The sequence below is a fragment of the Microbacterium sp. PAMC21962 genome (genome assembly GCF_019443465.1).
Lineage (GTDB): Bacteria > Actinomycetota > Actinomycetes > Actinomycetales > Microbacteriaceae > Microbacterium > Microbacterium hominis.
The window spans coordinates 2982287-2996929 of the sequence record NZ_CP080381.1 but is presented as its reverse complement, the minus strand read 5'-3'; the positions used below and the strand labels follow the sequence as shown (position 1 = coordinate 2996929).

The following is a 14643-nucleotide window of genomic DNA, read 5'->3' as shown; positions in this document are numbered from 1 at the left end:
GGGCCGCGGTCCCGCGGCGCTCCGCCGTGGCTAGACTGTGGCTCACCACCCTGCTCCACACCCCCCTAATGGAGAACCTCGGGCCCATGACCGATCCCTCGTTGCCGATGAAGACCGCCGTGATCATCGAAGATGATCCCGACATCCGCCACCTCATCGTCGAGGTGCTGGAAGCGGCGGGCTTCTCGACCGTCTCGGTCGGCAACGGCATCGACGGCGTGCGCGCCGTGCTCTCCTACCAGCCGCTCGTCACGACGCTGGACGTCAACATGCCCGGCATCGACGGATTCGAGGCGGCGCGACGCATCCGGGCGCAGAGCGACACCTTCATCATCATGATCACGGGCCTGGAGGAGGAGGCCGACGTCGTCGTGGGGCTCGGGTCGGGGGCCGACGACTACATCGTCAAGCCCTTCCGCCCGCGCGAGCTGCGCGCCCGCATCGACTCCCTGTTGCGCCGACCGCGTGCGACGATGACGAACGCCCCGCAGCAGACGGCGCCGCGCCAGGAGGTCGCCGGTCCGTCCTTCCCCGGCGCACGTCCCGGTCAGCGTGTGCCCGACTACGGGATGCCGTCGGCTCCCGCCGCCGGCTACGGCTATCCCGGCCAGGCGGCGCCCGCGGGATGGCCCGGGGTCGCGTCGCCGACCGGCGCTCCCGACGCCCAGCCGGGGCCATGGCCCACCGTCGAGCCGGTCGCCGACCCGCCCTACAGCTTCGACGAGGTCCGCCACACGGGGGCTCCCGCGGCGGCGGGCCAGCCCGCGGCATCCGCGCCGGCGCCGCCCGCGCCGGCGCAGCCGATCGTCGTCCCCTCCACCGTGGGGCCGCAGGTGCCCGGCACCGAGCTCGCCGCGTCCGGCGGCCCCGGCGCGGTCGTCGCGTTCACGGGACCCGGCTGGGTCGCGCACCGCGATCTCGCCGTCAACCCGGAACAGCGCGTCGCGGCGATCAACGGTCAGGAGCTCGTCCTGACGCGGACGGAGTTCGACCTGCTGGCGACGCTGATGGAGTCCAAGCGTCGGGTGCGCAGCAAGGCGGACCTCACCCTCGTGCTGCGCGGCGAGTCGTACGTGACGAGCTACTTCGTCGGCGAAGCCGACAAGCGCGCCATCGAAGCCCACATGACGAACCTCCGCCGCAAGCTCGGCGACAACCCGGCGAACCCGCGTTACATCGAGACCGTCCGCGGCGTCGGCTACCGGCTCACCTCGGAGCACGCCGCCTGATCCGGCCCGGCGCGGCGCCGGTCGTCAGACCTTGAAGCCCTGGTGCCGGCGGAACAGCTTGAACGACATGAGCACGGTCTGGATGACCGTGACGACACCGACGATCGGCCAGCCCACCCACAGGATGGCGGACTGCGCCACCGGGTCGAGCATGTTCCAAATGACCGCGACGGCGATCGCGACGATCGCGAGCATGATGAACGGCACCCAGTGCCCGATGCTGCCGCCGCCGCGCTCCGCACGCGCCTGCATCGCCCAGTTGTCGACCTTCTTGCGCGAGAGGAACCGCGTCCACGAGCGCAGGAAGTGGCTGATGCGGATCCACATGAACACCTCGGCCGGGACGATGAGACCGGCGAACATGAGGTCTCGCGAATCGCATGCCTCCATCGTGCGCGCGACGCGCAGGTTCAGCATGGTCGCGATCACGGGCGGGATGAGCCACCACGGCGAGAAGACGAAGGCGTTGATCGACAGCGAGGCGATCAGCAGGGTCAGGAAGGCGACGCGCACGAACAGGTTGGTGAGCATCGAGAAGTTCTCGAACCACCGCAGGCGCAGGTTCGGGTGGAACGGCTGCCCCTTCGTGTCGCCGCGCTGACCGGGCCACATGAGCTCGATCGCGCCGTACGTCCACTTCACCTGCTGGGCGTCGTAGCCCTTCAGCGTCGTCATGCCGCCGACATCCGCGCGGGCGAACGGGCTGATCTTGGTGAGGTAGCCGGCGCTCTTGATCTGCAGCGACAGGAGCGAGTCCTCGACCTCGCTGTCCTTGACCCAGGGCGAGTTCTGGTGGTTCGCCTTCATCACGTCGCGCAGCGCCGTCGTCGAGAAGATCGAGAACTGCCCGCCCAGCACGGCCATGTTGCGCCCGCGCAGGAGGTTCTGGAGGTTGAAGGCGGCGAACTGCGTGCGCTGGCCGGCGATCAGGAACTTGGCGACCAGCCCCTGGATGGGCTTGTCGTCGATCGAGTAGATCGCCGAGATGCCGCCGATACGCGAGTCCGAGACCGCCTCGCTCTCGAGGAACTCGACCGCGCGACGGTCCGCGATCGTGTCGCCGTCGACACCGAGGAGGTAGTCGTAGCCCTCGACGAGCGCATAGCCGTAGTTGAGCGCCCCGACCTTCTTGTCGGGGTTCTTGCCGATGTCGTGCACGAACACCTCGGTGAACTGCTCCCCGAGTTCGGTCGAGATCTCGTGCGGTCCGCTGAACTCCGACGCGATCTTGACGGTGGCGTCGGAGGTGTTGTTGACGACGACGTGGATGACGTCGGGAACGCGACTCTGTCCGAGGAGGGAACGGATCACGTCCGCGATCGACTCCTCCTCGTTGTACGCGGGCACGACGCACCCGATCGTCGAGCGGTGGACCGTCGTGTGCTCGAGGACCGAGGCGAAGTCGTCGAGGTCGGGGATCGCGAGATCGGCCGGATGCGCCGACGCGTCCGGCGCCGGGAACGCGAACGGGTTCGCCGGGGGCGCCGGCGGCGTGGCGAACGGCGCAGCGGTGAACTGCGGTTCGGCTGCCTGCCGTCCGGTGTCAAAGGGCGTGCTCACGATAGATACCTCGTGTCTGCTGTGCTGACAGACTATTGAGTGGAAGCGGTCGGAGAGAAGATGGCGACCGGCAGAACCTGATAGACGGTCTGCTGCGCGAAGCTCGAGTCGGTGTTGGCGGTGCCTTCCACCCACACCTGGAGCGCGAACTGCAGCGTGATCCCGTAGGTGTCCGCGGGAAGCTGATGGATCGTGGTGGTGGGCACGAGCAGCCCACCCTGGTAGCTGTTGAGCAGCAGACCGCGGTCGGAGCGCAGCGTGTCGGTCGGCACGAGCGTGCGCGGGTCGGCCGAGAACTGGAACGGCGACATCATCTGCTGCTGTCCGATCGTGGACTGCGACACCTGCGAGGTGACGCTGATCATCGACAGGTAGACCCGGCGCTTCTGCGTGAGGACGGCCTTCTCGTCGACGCGGTGGTCGTACACGTTGACGGCGAACCCGAAGGTCTTGTCGTTGTCGGGCGCCCACTCCTGCGTGCGCTTGGGGTCGGCCGCCCACACGTCGAGGCGCACCTCGAGGCCGTCGGCGACGTCGGTGGACAGCGACACCGACCCGTCGTAGGTGAAGGCGGAGTCGAACGGCATCGAGACCGCGGCCGACGCCGACGGGCGCGGTTCGGGCGTGGCGACGACGTTCTGCTGGAGACCGTTGAAGGCGCTCGCGATCTGAGTGCAACCGGTCAGCGAGGTCAGCACGACGAGTCCGGCCGCGACGGTGCCGACGGCGCGGAGCCGGGCGGGGCGGAGGGGGGCGGGAGGCATGATCGACACGTTATCTTCTGGGCGCTCCCCCGCCCGCGGAACTGGGGAAACCTCGACGCGGTCTTTACCCGATCTTGAGGAAGGGGCGGTCAGCCGCCGGTCTGGGCCGCGATGGCGATCGTGAGCGTGTCGCTGGCGGTCTGCTTCGCGAACTCCGTCGACGTGGGCGTGGTCTGCACGAGGAAGTCGTAGTCGAACTGGATCGTCACGTAGGTCGCCTCGGCGGGGACAGCGCCGACGTTGAAGGTGTTCGAGTAGCTGTAGGGCGAGAGCACGAGATAGCCGGGCGACACGGTCGACTGGTCGACCTGCGCGTCCAGCGGCGCGAAGGTCTCCGTCGCGTTCGCGGGGATCGCCGTCATCGACGCACGCTGGAGGTAGACCTTCTGCCCGTCGTTCGGGGTGATCGTCGTGACCATCGAGAGGCTGATCGGCTTGACGGCCGTGGCGGTCCAGCGGTCCATGCGCAGCGTCGACCAGTAGTTCACGGTGGCCGAGACCGCCCCCGCGGTCAGGGTGCGCTGCGTCGAACCTCCGGACAGGTCGTTCGAGACGGGCGGCGCGACGGGCGCGGCCGAGGTCGCCGGCGGGGCGGCGGGTGTGGTTCCCGTGGCCCACGGCGCGGGTCCGCAGCCCGACAGCGGCAGCGCGACCGCGACGATCCCGAGGGCGGCGAGGCGGAGCATGCGATGACGCGCCGACACTGCTGTGCGGGCGGCGCCCCTCCCGGCTCGTCCCATCCGTCAGGTCCCCTTCACGTCGCGAAACATTTACATATCGGAAACCGCGAGAGTTTGCAATCCGACAGACCCCTAGGCAATACTCGGGAGAGCATCAGCTACACCATACCGCTTCATTCTCATCCCCCCCATCTGCAACAAGACCGGATATACGGAACGAGCGGATCATCAGGTACCCCCAGACCGGATTCGAAAGCAGGCTCTCATGAAGCATCGATTCACCAAGGCGGTGGCCTCGGCCGCCGTCGCCGCAGCGCTCGTCTTCGCGGCGCCCGCCATGGCTCAGGCCTACACGCCGGGCGGCACCGTCGACGTCGTCTCGGACGCGCCCTTCACGGTGTCGGGAGACACCTACACGTTCTCGGGATTCGAGGCGGGCGCCACCGTCACGTTCACCCTGACCGGCGAGAACGCGGCCGCGGGCTCCCTCGCGATCGCCAAGTTCGCCGTGTCGTCGACCTCCACGACGAAGACGGCCAGCTCGTCGGGCGTCGCGGCGGTCACCGTCACGCTCCCCGCCGAGGCCAGCGGCAGCTACACCCTGTCGGCCACCGGTGCTCTGACGCCCGCGAGCGCGGGTGGGAGCGGCACGCTGCCGTCCACCGGTGGCGACAGCGAGTCGCTGCTCGGCATCTGGGTCGGTGGCGGGGCACTCGTCCTCGCCGGCGCGACGATCGCCGTGGCCGCCACGGTCCGCCGCGGCCGCCAGGAGACCAGCGCCTGACACGCACCACGCAACGAGAGAGCCTCCCCGGTCACGGCCGGGGAGGCTCTCTCGTTGTCGGGACGCCCGTGGCGCGGCATCCGCAGCGCGCTCAGCGCACGACGGCGGTGACGCTCGTGAGCCGCGACAGCACCTCCTGGCTGATCGAGCCGAGCAGGAAGCGCGCGAGCGCACCGCGCCCGTGCGTGCCCACGACGGCGAGGCGCGCGGTCATCGCGCGCGATCCGATGACCCGCGAGGGATACCCGCGCTCGACCACCCGCTCCACGACGAGGTCGGGGAAGTCGACGGCGAGACCGGCGAGGGCGACCGCCTGCATCTCCTCCGTCGCGGCCTGCATGTTGGCGAGGTACATCTCGGGGTACACCGCGAGTCCGTTGCGCGGGGCCTCCAGCGGCGTCCACACACTCACCGCCGTCAGCGACTCGCCCAGCCGGTCGGCCTCGCAGGCCGCGAAGCGCAGCGCGTGCTCCGAGACGGGCGAGCCGTCGATGCCGACCACGACGCCCGAGCGCCCCACCAGCTCCACGTCGGGGACGACGACGACCGGGCACGCGGCACCGGCGGCGATGCGGATGCCGTGGGCTCCCCGCGCCGGACCCGCGCCCGGCCCGCGGTAATCGCTGCCGATCACGAGAAGCGCCGCCTCCGCGCTGGCGTCGATCAGCCGCGAGACGGGGTCGCCGGCCTCCGCGCGGCAGACCACCGGGATCCCGGCATCCCGCACCGGCTCGGCGAGGCGCTCCAGCAACGTCTCCGTCACCGCGACGGCCTGCTCGAGCACCGCCGCTTCACCGACGGTGCCGAGCACGCCGCCGACCACCGAGAGGAGCTCGATCCGCTGACTTCCCGGAGGCGCCGCCTGCGCCCGCTGCACTGCCCAGCGCACCGCGCGAACGGCGACGGGCGCACCCGTCACGGCTACAACGATCGAGTCGACCATGATCTCATCCCTCCGTCGGGATCGGCGTAGCAGAACCCTACGCCGGACGGCACGAGACCCGCGCGGGCGCGCGCCGTGACTAACCCTCAGGACGACGCGGTCGGCAACGCGGTCGGCTCGGCCGTGATGAGGATCGGCAGGTGGTCGCTGCGCCCCTGCGGCAGCGTCGTGATCGTGTCGATGTGGAAGCCGACGCTCGTCGCGAAGTCGTAGTGTCCGCGGAAGAACTTGTACCGCGTGTAGGTGCGCGCATCGCTCAGGGTCAGCTCGTATCCCGACTCGCGGACGTGCTGGCCCAGGTTCTCCTTGAACACGGGGTAGTTGTAGTCGCCGACCATGAGGATCGGCAGGTCGGGCCCCAGGCTCGTGAGCTCCTCGAGCGCCGCCTGGATCTGCTTGCGCCGCAGCGAGTTCAGCGCGGTCAGGGGTGCGGCGTGGAAGCTCGCGACGATCAGCTCGCGACCGAGATCGATGTCGTGCAGGCGCACCGCCAGCATCCGCTCCTCCGCAGGCTTGAGCACGCGGTCGTGGAGCGACTTCTTCAGCGCGAGGGAGCGCACCTCGCGGGCGGCGAAGCTGTTGCGGCGGTAGTAGAGGGCCAGCCCCAGACGGTTGCGCGCCGTCGCCTCGGCGAGGTGGAGATCGCCGATCTCCACCGGAAGGTCGCCCGAGACCGCCTCCTGCAGGCACAGGATGTCGGCGCCCGTCGTCTCCACGAGCGCGTCGAGCTCGCCGATCGCCTTGTGCTTGTTGAGGTTGTACGAGATGACCTTCATCCCCCGCCTTCCGTCGCCATCAGCCTAGGCGCGCCTCTTAAGAATCCGCTCCGTCTTGACAACGCGCGCAGGCCGTCAGTCGGCGTCGAGGCGGCGGTGGGCGCGCGTCTGCTCGGCACGGGCCGCGAGCTGATCGTCGGCGGGGTAGCCCACCTCCGTCAGGGTGAGGCCGCGGGCCGCCAGCACCTTCACCTCGCTCGTGCGCACGCCCTCGTCGCGGATCGCGGCGACGTCGGCGACCTCCAGGCGTCCCTCGCCGACGGCGGCGCACGCGCCGACGAGAGCGCGCACCATGCTGTGGCAGAAGGCGTCGGCCCGCACCCGCGCGACCAGGATGCCGCGGTCATCGCGGTGCCATCCGAAGTCGAGCAGCGTGCGGATCGTCGTGGCGCCCTCGCGCCACTTGCAGTAGGCCGCGAAGTCGTGGAGGCCGATGAGGGAGCGGGCCGCGGCATCCATGGCCGCCACGTCGAGAGCGGCCTTGACGGTCGTCGTCCGCACCCTCTCCAGGGGGTCGTATCCGGATTCCCGGTCGGCGATGCGGTACTCGTAGCGACGCCACACGGCGGAGAAGCGCGCGTCGAAGCCGTCGGCGGCGCGCGCGGTGCGCCGCAGCGCGACGTCGGGGTACGGGCCCAGCACGCCGTTCACGCGGGCGGCGAGCGCCTCGGCCGTCGCCGCCCGGCTCTTCGCGAGACGCTCCTGCTGGGCCGGCGTGAGGTCCAGATGCGCCACCTGCCCGGAGGCGTGGACGCCGGCATCCGTCCGCCCCGCGACGACCAGTTGGGGGTCGCCGCCGAGCACGCGCGCGATCGCGGCCTCGAGGGTGCCCTGCACGGTGCGTAGGCCCGGTTGACGCGCCCAGCCGCGGAAGGCGGTGCCGTCATAGGCGAGGTCGAGGCGCAGCCGCACGGGGGCCGTGTCGTCGTCGGTCACCGATCGATCCGCTCAGCCGAGAACCGCGTCGACCTCGGCGCGGACGGGCGGATTGGCTCCGGCACGCGAGACCGTGATGCCGGCGGTGACGGCGGCGCGGCGCAGCGCCGCCCGGAACACGGCGGCGTCCTCGAACAGGGCGGGGTCGTCGAGGGCGCTCGAGACGAGGCTCGCCATGTAGGCGTCCCCCGCGCCGATCGTGTCGGCGACCGTGACCGGGAGCGCGTCGACCGCGGCGACGCCGCCGGGCCCGAGTCCGATGGCGCCGGATCCCCCGCGGGTCATGACGACGATGCGCGGGCCGTGCGCGGCGATCTGGTGCAGGACGGCCTCGGCGTCCAGGCCCGGGTAGAGCCACGCGGCGTCTTCGTCGCTGAGCTTGACGAGGTCCGCGGATGCCGCGGCCTGCGCGAACCGCGCGCGTGCCACCTCGTGACCGCCCACGAGGGCGGAACGGATGTTCGGGTCGAGCGTCACGAGCGCCGTCCCGCTGTCGGCGGCGCGGCGCAGCACCTCCAGCACGGCGCTTCCCCCGGGCTCCAGGAACAGCGCGATCGAGCCCGTGTGCACGATGCGGACGTCGTCGGCGGCGAGCACCGGCACGGCCCAGTCGATGGCGAACTCGTACTCCGCGGAACCGTCGGCGCGCAACCGGGCGCGCGCCGTGGAGGTCGCGGCATCCGTCCACGACGCCTCGTCGACGACCGCTCCCGACGCGGTGATCTGGGCGGCGATCCGCTCGCCGCGCGCATCCCGTCCGAGACGGGTGAGCAGGCGCACGCGGTGCCCCTGACGGGCCACGCCCACCGCGACGTTGGCGGGGCTGCCGCCCACCAGCTCACGGTCGCCGTCCGTCGTCTCCACGATGTCGATCAGGGCCTCGCCGATCACCAGCACATCCGCTTCCATGCCCCCAGTCTGGCAGGACGTCCGCGACCCGCGCGTCACCGGACGGCCGTGCCTCCGCGACGCGTGCCTGGCGTGTCGCCGCGCGCCGGAACGTACACTGGAGAACCTGCGCGAGCCCGCCCCGTCCGGCCCCGCCGCGCCCGCGCTCTCCCCTCCGGAAACAGCCCTCCCCGCCATGACCACACCTTCCGCCCCGCGCTACGCGGGCCTCGACGGCCTGCGTGCCCTCGCCGTGCTGCTCGTGGTCGTCTACCACCTGTTCCCCGCCGGGATGCTGCGCAGCGGGTTCATCGGCGTCGACGTGTTCTTCGTGATCTCCGGCTTCCTGATCACCTCGCTGCTGCTGCGCGAACGGGGATCCACCGGCCGTATCGCGCTGCGCGCCTTCTGGATGCGGCGCGCGCGGCGCCTGCTGCCGGCGCTGGCCGTCGTGGTGGCCACGAGCGCGAGCGTCGCGGGCCTCGTCGGCGGCGACGTGCTGCTCGGACTCGGCCGTCAGGTGATCGGCGCGGTCACGTTCTCGTACAACTGGACGTCGATCTCCGCCGGCGCCTCCTACTTCGGCGCCACACAGCCGGAGCTGCTGCGCAACCTCTGGTCGCTGGCGGTCGAGGAGCAGTTCTACGTGCTGTGGCCGCTGCTGCTGCCGCTGTTCCTGCTGCTGCCGCGCCGGTGGATGCGGACGGCTGTCGCCGCGCTGCTGGCTGCGGCCTCCGTCGCCTGGGCCGCGCAGGTCGTCGGCGCCGGCCCGGGGCTCGCGGGCCTGACCCGCGCCTACTACGGCACCGACACCCACGCCTTCGGGCTGCTCATCGGCGTCGCCCTCGCGTTCGCCCTGGCGGGGCGCACCGCCTGGAGCGCCGCGGCCCGCCCGTCGATCGGCGGCGTCGGCCCCGCGTGGACCGCCGTGGTGGGCGCGGTCAGCGTCGGAGGGATCGTCGTCATCGGCATAATCGCCGACGGCGCGACGGCCTACCCGATCGTGCCGTTGGCGGCGAGCGCCCTGACGGCGGTCGCGATCGCCGCAGCCACGCTCACCGGCTCGTGGTTCGGTCCCGCGCTCGACGTCGCGCCGCTGCGGTGGGTCGGCGAGCGCTCCTACGGCATCTATCTGTGGCATTGGCCGGTCGTCGTGCTCCTCACCGTCGCGGTGACGGGCACGTTCGTCGAGGAGACCGTGCCCGTCCCCGTGGGGGTCGCGGCCGCCGTGACGACCCTCGTGCTGTCGGCGGCCTCGTACCGGCTGCTCGAACAGCCGATCCGCCGGCTCGGCTTCCGCGGCGCCGCGTCCGCGTTCGGCCGCCGCCTGCGCTCGACGCCCGCGCGGCGCTTCGGCGCCGTCGCGTCGCTCGGCGTGACCGCGCTGGTGGTCGCGGGCACCGCCGCGGCCGTGGCCGCCGTGCCCGCCGTCAGCTCGGGCCAAGCCGTCGTCGAAGCCGGGCAGCGCGCGCTGGATGCGGCATCCGCGTCGCCGACCCCTCCGCCGTCGTCGCCGCCGTCCGGCGATCCCGGCGCGACCACACCCCGCCCCACGCCGACGGTGGGTCCCGACGGCGAGCCCTTGCCGCCGCCCCCGGTGTCGGTGCCCGGCGATCGCGTCACGGCCGTCGGCGACTCGGTCATGCTGGCATCCGCCGGCGGACTGCTCGAGGAGCTTCCCGGCATCCAGATCGACGCCGAGGTGTCGCGATCGATGTGGGTCGGCAGCGAGATCGTCGACCGGCTCGCCGCGCAGGGCGCGCTGCGCGACTACGTCGTCGTCGGCCTCGGCACCAACGGGCCCGTCGACGGCGAGGCGCTCCAGGACATCTACGACAAGGTCGGACGGGACCGCACGCTCGTGCTCGTCAACGCCTTCGCCCCGCGCGACTGGATCGACGGCGTCAACCGCGACCTCGCGGCGTTCGCGGCCACCCACCCGGGGGTGATCGTCGCCGACTGGTCACAGGCCATCGCGCCGCGCACCGATCTGCTGGCGGGCGACGACATCCACCCGGGCGAGGCGGGCGGGCGCGTCTACGCCGACACCGTCACGACCGCGGTGGATGCCGTGGCCAACCAGCGCGCGCAGGTGCGCTACCAGGTGCAGCTGATCCGCTGGGCCACCACCCGCGCGCTCGCCCCCACCGCGACGCCCTGAACGGGGCCCACGCCGCCCGCGCCGCGGCGGACAGCCCGGACCAGCTGCGGGTCGGGTCAGACGTGGGCGACGAGCGCGACCGCGCGCTCGTCCGCGACGAAACCGAGTCCCTCGTAGAGGGTGTTGGCCCCGGTCGGGCTCGCCGTGTCGACGTCGAGGACGGCCTTCTCCAGGCCGGCGGCGGCGATGGCGCGGAGCGCGTCCGCGACGACGACCGGCGCGAGCCCCTGCCGGCGATGGGCGCGGACGACGCCGATCAGGTCGATGTACGCGTGCGAGGCGCCGAGCATCTCCCAGTCGTCCTCGTTGACCGACGCGAGGCAGAAGGCGGCAATGGCCCCCGCGTCATCGACGACGAGGCGCGAGAGGTCGGGGCGGAAGAACTCGCCGCCGACGAACTTCGCCCACGACTCCGGCGGGCTCGGCAGGCTTCCCCAGTGGTCGCGGAACGCATCGTTGCGGGCGCGACGCGCGTCGTCGTCGCGGTCGTGGGTGTAGGCCACGACGCGCAGTCCGCGGGCCGCGGCATCCGCCGACAGCACCACGTCGGGAAGCGGACGGGCCAGGTCGCGCAGCATCGTGGCGAACCACCGCTCGGCGGCGAAGCCGCGCGCCTCCGCGAGCCGCCGATGGCCCAGGTTGCCCTCCTCCGCGTAGACCTTGAGATCGGCGGTCCACTCCCCCGCCTCCACCGGCGCGAGCGACGGGGCGACCTCGGCGAGCTGCTCGAGCGCGCGGGCGTACTGCCACGCGAACACGGCCGTCCCGATGCCTCGGCGCCACCGTTCGGGCAGCACGGCGCCGGACAGCGACACGGTCAAGGCCCCATCGCGCGCCGGATGCAGGAACGCGCTGCCGTAGGCGATCACCGTGCCCGCGGCATCCACCGCCAGCACCGTGTCGCGGGTGTGGTCGATGTGCGGCAGGTCGAAGGTGTCCGCGACCTCCTGGCGGGGCGTCGTCCACGTCGGGTGGTCGATGCGCTCGGCCGCGACCATGACGGCGTGAAGCGCGTCGATGTCGTCCGTCGTGGCGGTCCGCCAGGCGGCGACCTCGGGATGCCGCGGCGGCAGCGGACCGGCGTCGACACCGGCCTCGCGCTGCAACCGGTGGATGCGCTCGATCAGGGACGTCTCGCTCACCACACCACCGTAGCGGGGCGCAGGACGGTTCGCGGGCCGGCGCCGCGCCGCGCTCCCGCCCCACGCAGCGAGGCCCGCACCCCCGTTCCGGGGTGCGGGCCTCGCGACAGCGTTCGCCTTACTTGGTGGCGTCCTCGGCGGCGGCCTCCGCGGCCGCGCCCTCCTCGGGCGACTCGGCGCCGGCAGCGGCGGCGTCGTCCGTGGCGACCTCGTCAGCGGCGTCCTGAGCCTCGTCGGCCTCGGCGACGGCCTCGGTCGCGGCCTCCTCGGCGGCGTCCTCGTCCTTCGCCGGGGCGGCGACGGGAGCCGCGGCGGCCGACTTCTTGGCCGACTTCGGCTTCGGGTTGACGGGCTCGAGCACGAGCTCGATCACGGCCATGGGGGCGTTGTCGCCCTTGCGGTTGCCGATCTTCGTGATGCGGGTGTAGCCGCCCTCGCGCTCGGCGACGAGCGGAGCGATCTCGGCGAACAGCACGTGCACCGCATCCTTGTTGCCGATGACCGACAGCACGCGACGGCGAGCGTGCAGGTCGCCGCGCTTGGCGAAGGTGACGAGACGCTCGGCGAGCGGACGCAGGCGCTTGGCCTTGGTCTCGGTCGTCGTGATCGACTTGTGCGTGAACAGGGCGGCGGCCAGGTTGGCCAGCAGCAGACGCTCGTGGGCGGGGCCGCCTCCGAGGCGGGGACCCTTGGTGGGCTTGGGCATATCAGTTACTCCAGAGGAAAAGTGTCAGCGAACCGGTCGGGGCCGGAGCGCGCAGAAGGTCTTGCCGGTGCGAGCGCGGAGGCTCAGAGGGCCTCGTCGTCGTAGCCGCCGTAGAAGTGCGCGCCGTCGAACCCGGGGACCGAGTCCTTCAGCGACAGGCCGAGCGAGACGAGCTTGTCGCGCACCTCGTCGACCGACTTCTGACCGAAGTTGCGGATGTTCATCAGCTGCGTCTCGGAGAGGGCGACCAGCTCGGACACCGTGTTGATGCCCTCGCGCTTGAGGCAGTTGTACGAACGCACCGACAGATCGAGGTCCTCGATCGGCATCGACAGCTCGTTGGTGAGCACCTCGGCGACCGGCGCGGGGCCGATCTCGATGCCCTCGGCCTCGACGTTCAGCTCGCGGGCGAGACCGAACAGCTCGGTGAGCGTGCGACCGGCCGACGCGACGGCGTCGCGCGGCGAGATCGACGGCTTGGCCTCGACGTCCAGGACGAGCTTGTCGAAGTCGGTGCGCTCACCGGCACGCGTGGCGTCGACGCGGTACGACACCTTCAGCACGGGCGAGTAGATCGAGTCGATCGGGATCTGACCGGCCTCGGCGTACTCGTTGCGGTTCTGCGTGGCCGACACGTAGCCGCGGCCGCGCTCGATCGTGAGCTCGAGCTCGAACTTCGCCGAGTCGTTGAGCGTCGCGATGACCAGCTCGGGGTTGTGCACCTCGACACCCGCCGGAGCGGAGATGTCGGCGGCGGTGACCTCGCCGGCGCCGGTCTTGCGCAGGTACGCCGTGATCGGCTCGTCGCGCTCGGACGAGACGACGAGCTGCTTGATGTTGAGGATGATCTCGGTGACATCCTCCTTCACACCCGGGATGGTGCTGAACTCGTGCAGCACGCCGTCGATGCGGATGCTGGTGACAGCCGCACCGGGGATCGAGGACAGCAGGCTGCGGCGCAGCGCGTTGCCGATCGTGTAGCCGAAGCCGGGCTCCAGCGGCTCGATGACGAAGCGGCTGCGGAACTCGCCGATCTTCTCCTCGGTCAGAGTGGGACGCTGTGCAATGAGCACTATGTGTTCCTTTCCGTCACGTGCCCGCTATATGACACGTGCGATTGCAAGAGGTGTTGAGTTTTCAAAGACGACGGATGCCGGGTGCCGCCCGCGATGCGGGGGCACCCGGCCCGGAAGTCAGACGCGGCGACGCTTCGGCGGACGGCAGCCGTTGTGCGCCTGCGGGGTGACGTCGGAGATCGACCCCACCTCGAGGCCGGCGGCCTGCAGCGAGCGGATCGCGGTCTCGCGGCCCGAACCCGGGCCCTTCACGAAGACGTCCACCTTCTTGACGCCGTGCTCGGCGGCCTGGCGGGCGGCCGACTCGGCAGCCATGCCGGCGGCGTACGGGGTCGACTTGCGCGAGCCCTTGAAGCCCACCCCACCCGAGGACGCCCAGCTGATGACGGCGCCCGAGGGGTCGGTGATCGAGACGATCGTGTTGTTGAACGTCGACTTGATGTGGGCCTGGCCCAGCGCGATGTTCTTCTTTTCCTTGCGGCGCGGCTTGCGCGCAGCGGTCTTGGCCTGTGCCATGTGTCTGTTCTCCTAAACCTGTACCGGGGGCCGCGCTTACTTGCGGCCGGCCTTCTTCTTGCCGGCGACGGTGCGCTTCGGGCCCTTGCGGGTACGCGCGTTGGTCTTGGTGCGCTGACCGCGCACCGGAAGGCCGCGGCGGTGGCGCAGACCCTCGTACGAGCCGATCTCGACCTTGCGGCGGATGTCGGCGGCGACCTCGCGGCGCAGGTCACCCTCCACCTTGTAGTTGCCTTCGATGTAGTCGCGCAGGGCGACCAGCTGGTCGTCGGTGAGGTCCTTGACGCGGATCGACTCGTCGATCTCGGTGGCCTTGAGGATCTCGACCGAACGCGTACGGCCGATGCCGTAGATGTAGGTGAGGGCGATCACCACGCGCTTGTCGCGCGGGATGTCGACGCCGGCAAGACGTGCCATGCGGGTTCTCCTAGGAGTAGTGGAGGTGTGGAACAGGATCGGTGCCCGGGCCTCCGCCCGAGGTG

15 protein-coding genes are annotated in these 14643 nt (G+C 71.3%); 3 read left to right on the top strand and 12 right to left on the bottom strand.

What is annotated here, in order from left to right:
• The first annotated feature begins 86 nt into the window (after positions 1-86).
• Positions 87-1229, top strand: a complete 1143-nt coding sequence (locus KY498_RS14125; RefSeq protein ID WP_191009067.1) for a response regulator transcription factor — start codon at positions 87-89, stop codon at positions 1227-1229.
• 24 nt (positions 1230-1253) lie between these two features.
• Here KY498_RS14125 and KY498_RS14120 read toward each other — a convergent pair whose 3' ends face one another.
• The 3 genes from KY498_RS14120 to KY498_RS14110 form a co-directional block, all read right to left on the bottom strand.
• Positions 1254-2789, bottom strand: a complete 1536-nt coding sequence (locus KY498_RS14120; protein ID WP_060960276.1) for a glycosyltransferase family 2 protein — start codon at positions 2787-2789, stop codon at positions 1254-1256.
• 32 nt (positions 2790-2821) lie between these two features.
• Complete coding sequence (locus KY498_RS14115) at positions 2822-3553, bottom strand: hypothetical protein (protein ID WP_060960348.1); 732 nt, start codon at positions 3551-3553, stop codon at positions 2822-2824.
• Positions 3554-3642: 89 nt separating this feature from the next.
• The gene (locus tag KY498_RS14110; protein ID WP_223848738.1) at positions 3643-4239 is read right to left on the bottom strand and encodes a hypothetical protein; all 597 of its coding nucleotides are present in this window, start codon (positions 4237-4239) and stop codon (positions 3643-3645) included.
• A gap of 259 nt (positions 4240-4498) precedes the next feature.
• Here KY498_RS14110 and KY498_RS14105 point away from each other — a divergent pair, with 259 nt between their 5' ends.
• Positions 4499-5017, top strand: coding sequence for an LPXTG cell wall anchor domain-containing protein (locus tag KY498_RS14105; RefSeq protein WP_060960274.1), 519 nt, complete (start codon positions 4499-4501; stop codon positions 5015-5017).
• A 91-nt stretch (positions 5018-5108) separates the two neighbouring features.
• Here the strand turns inward: KY498_RS14105 and KY498_RS14100 are convergent, their stop codons facing one another.
• The 4 genes from KY498_RS14100 to KY498_RS14085 all read right to left on the bottom strand — a co-directional run bounded on the left by KY498_RS14100 (position 5109) and on the right by KY498_RS14085 (position 8581).
• Positions 5109-5960 (bottom strand): universal stress protein, encoded by an 852-nt coding sequence (locus KY498_RS14100; RefSeq protein ID WP_191009069.1) that lies wholly within the window; start codon positions 5958-5960, stop codon positions 5109-5111.
• 86 nt (positions 5961-6046) lie between these two features.
• Positions 6047-6736 (bottom strand): endonuclease/exonuclease/phosphatase family protein, encoded by a 690-nt coding sequence (locus KY498_RS14095; protein ID WP_191009070.1) that lies wholly within the window; start codon positions 6734-6736, stop codon positions 6047-6049.
• Positions 6737-6811: 75 nt separating this feature from the next.
• Positions 6812-7648, bottom strand: a complete 837-nt coding sequence (gene truA / locus KY498_RS14090; RefSeq protein ID WP_191009582.1) for a tRNA pseudouridine(38-40) synthase TruA — start codon at positions 7646-7648, stop codon at positions 6812-6814.
• A gap of 36 nt (positions 7649-7684) precedes the next feature.
• Positions 7685-8581, bottom strand: a complete 897-nt coding sequence (locus tag KY498_RS14085; protein ID WP_191009071.1) for a carbohydrate kinase — start codon at positions 8579-8581, stop codon at positions 7685-7687.
• 175 nt (positions 8582-8756) lie between these two features.
• Here KY498_RS14085 and KY498_RS14080 point away from each other — a divergent pair, with 175 nt between their 5' ends.
• The gene (locus KY498_RS14080) at positions 8757-10721 is read left to right on the top strand and encodes an acyltransferase family protein (RefSeq protein ID WP_191009072.1); all 1965 of its coding nucleotides are present in this window, start codon (positions 8757-8759) and stop codon (positions 10719-10721) included.
• A 56-nt stretch (positions 10722-10777) separates the two neighbouring features.
• On the opposite strand, the gene KY498_RS14075 is transcribed toward KY498_RS14080, so the two are convergent.
• The 5 genes from KY498_RS14075 to rpsM form a co-directional block, all read right to left on the bottom strand.
• A complete protein-coding gene (locus tag KY498_RS14075; RefSeq protein WP_223848739.1) occupies positions 10778-11863 on the bottom strand; it encodes a GNAT family N-acetyltransferase in 1086 nt (361 codons plus the stop codon).
• A gap of 118 nt (positions 11864-11981) precedes the next feature.
• A complete protein-coding gene (gene rplQ, locus KY498_RS14070; protein ID WP_060960268.1) occupies positions 11982-12569 on the bottom strand; it encodes a 50S ribosomal protein L17 in 588 nt (195 codons plus the stop codon).
• A gap of 83 nt (positions 12570-12652) precedes the next feature.
• A complete protein-coding gene (locus KY498_RS14065; protein ID WP_005050489.1) occupies positions 12653-13642 on the bottom strand; it encodes a DNA-directed RNA polymerase subunit alpha in 990 nt (329 codons plus the stop codon).
• Between the two features lie 120 nt (positions 13643-13762).
• The gene (gene rpsK, locus KY498_RS14060; RefSeq protein WP_005050490.1) at positions 13763-14161 is read right to left on the bottom strand and encodes a 30S ribosomal protein S11; all 399 of its coding nucleotides are present in this window, start codon (positions 14159-14161) and stop codon (positions 13763-13765) included.
• Between the two features lie 36 nt (positions 14162-14197).
• Positions 14198-14578, bottom strand: a complete 381-nt coding sequence (rpsM, locus tag KY498_RS14055) for a 30S ribosomal protein S13 (RefSeq protein WP_060960267.1) — start codon at positions 14576-14578, stop codon at positions 14198-14200.
• Positions 14579-14643 lie beyond the last annotated feature (65 nt).

Bases quoted from the DNA above. Each gene is read 5' to 3' on its own strand.
- KY498_RS14125 (WP_191009067.1), top strand. From the start codon at position 87: ATGACCGATCCCTCGTTGCCGATGAAGACCGCCGTGATCATCGAAGAT.
- KY498_RS14115 (WP_060960348.1), bottom strand. From the start codon at position 3,553: ATGCCTCCCGCCCCCCTCCGCCCCGCCCGGCTCCGCGCCGTCGGCACC.
- KY498_RS14110 (WP_223848738.1), bottom strand. From the start codon at position 4,239: ATGCTCCGCCTCGCCGCCCTCGGGATCGTCGCGGTCGCGCTGCCGCTG.
- KY498_RS14105 (WP_060960274.1), top strand. From the start codon at position 4,499: ATGAAGCATCGATTCACCAAGGCGGTGGCCTCGGCCGCCGTCGCCGCA.
- KY498_RS14100 (WP_191009069.1), bottom strand. From the start codon at position 5,960: ATGGTCGACTCGATCGTTGTAGCCGTGACGGGTGCGCCCGTCGCCGTT.
- KY498_RS14095 (WP_191009070.1), bottom strand. From the start codon at position 6,736: ATGAAGGTCATCTCGTACAACCTCAACAAGCACAAGGCGATCGGCGAG.
- KY498_RS14085 (WP_191009071.1), bottom strand. From the start codon at position 8,581: ATGGAAGCGGATGTGCTGGTGATCGGCGAGGCCCTGATCGACATCGTG.
- KY498_RS14080 (WP_191009072.1), top strand. From the start codon at position 8,757: ATGACCACACCTTCCGCCCCGCGCTACGCGGGCCTCGACGGCCTGCGT.
- rplQ (WP_060960268.1), bottom strand. From the start codon at position 12,569: ATGCCCAAGCCCACCAAGGGTCCCCGCCTCGGAGGCGGCCCCGCCCAC.
- rpsK (WP_005050490.1), bottom strand. From the start codon at position 14,161: ATGGCACAGGCCAAGACCGCTGCGCGCAAGCCGCGCCGCAAGGAAAAG.
- rpsM (WP_060960267.1), bottom strand. From the start codon at position 14,578: ATGGCACGTCTTGCCGGCGTCGACATCCCGCGCGACAAGCGCGTGGTG.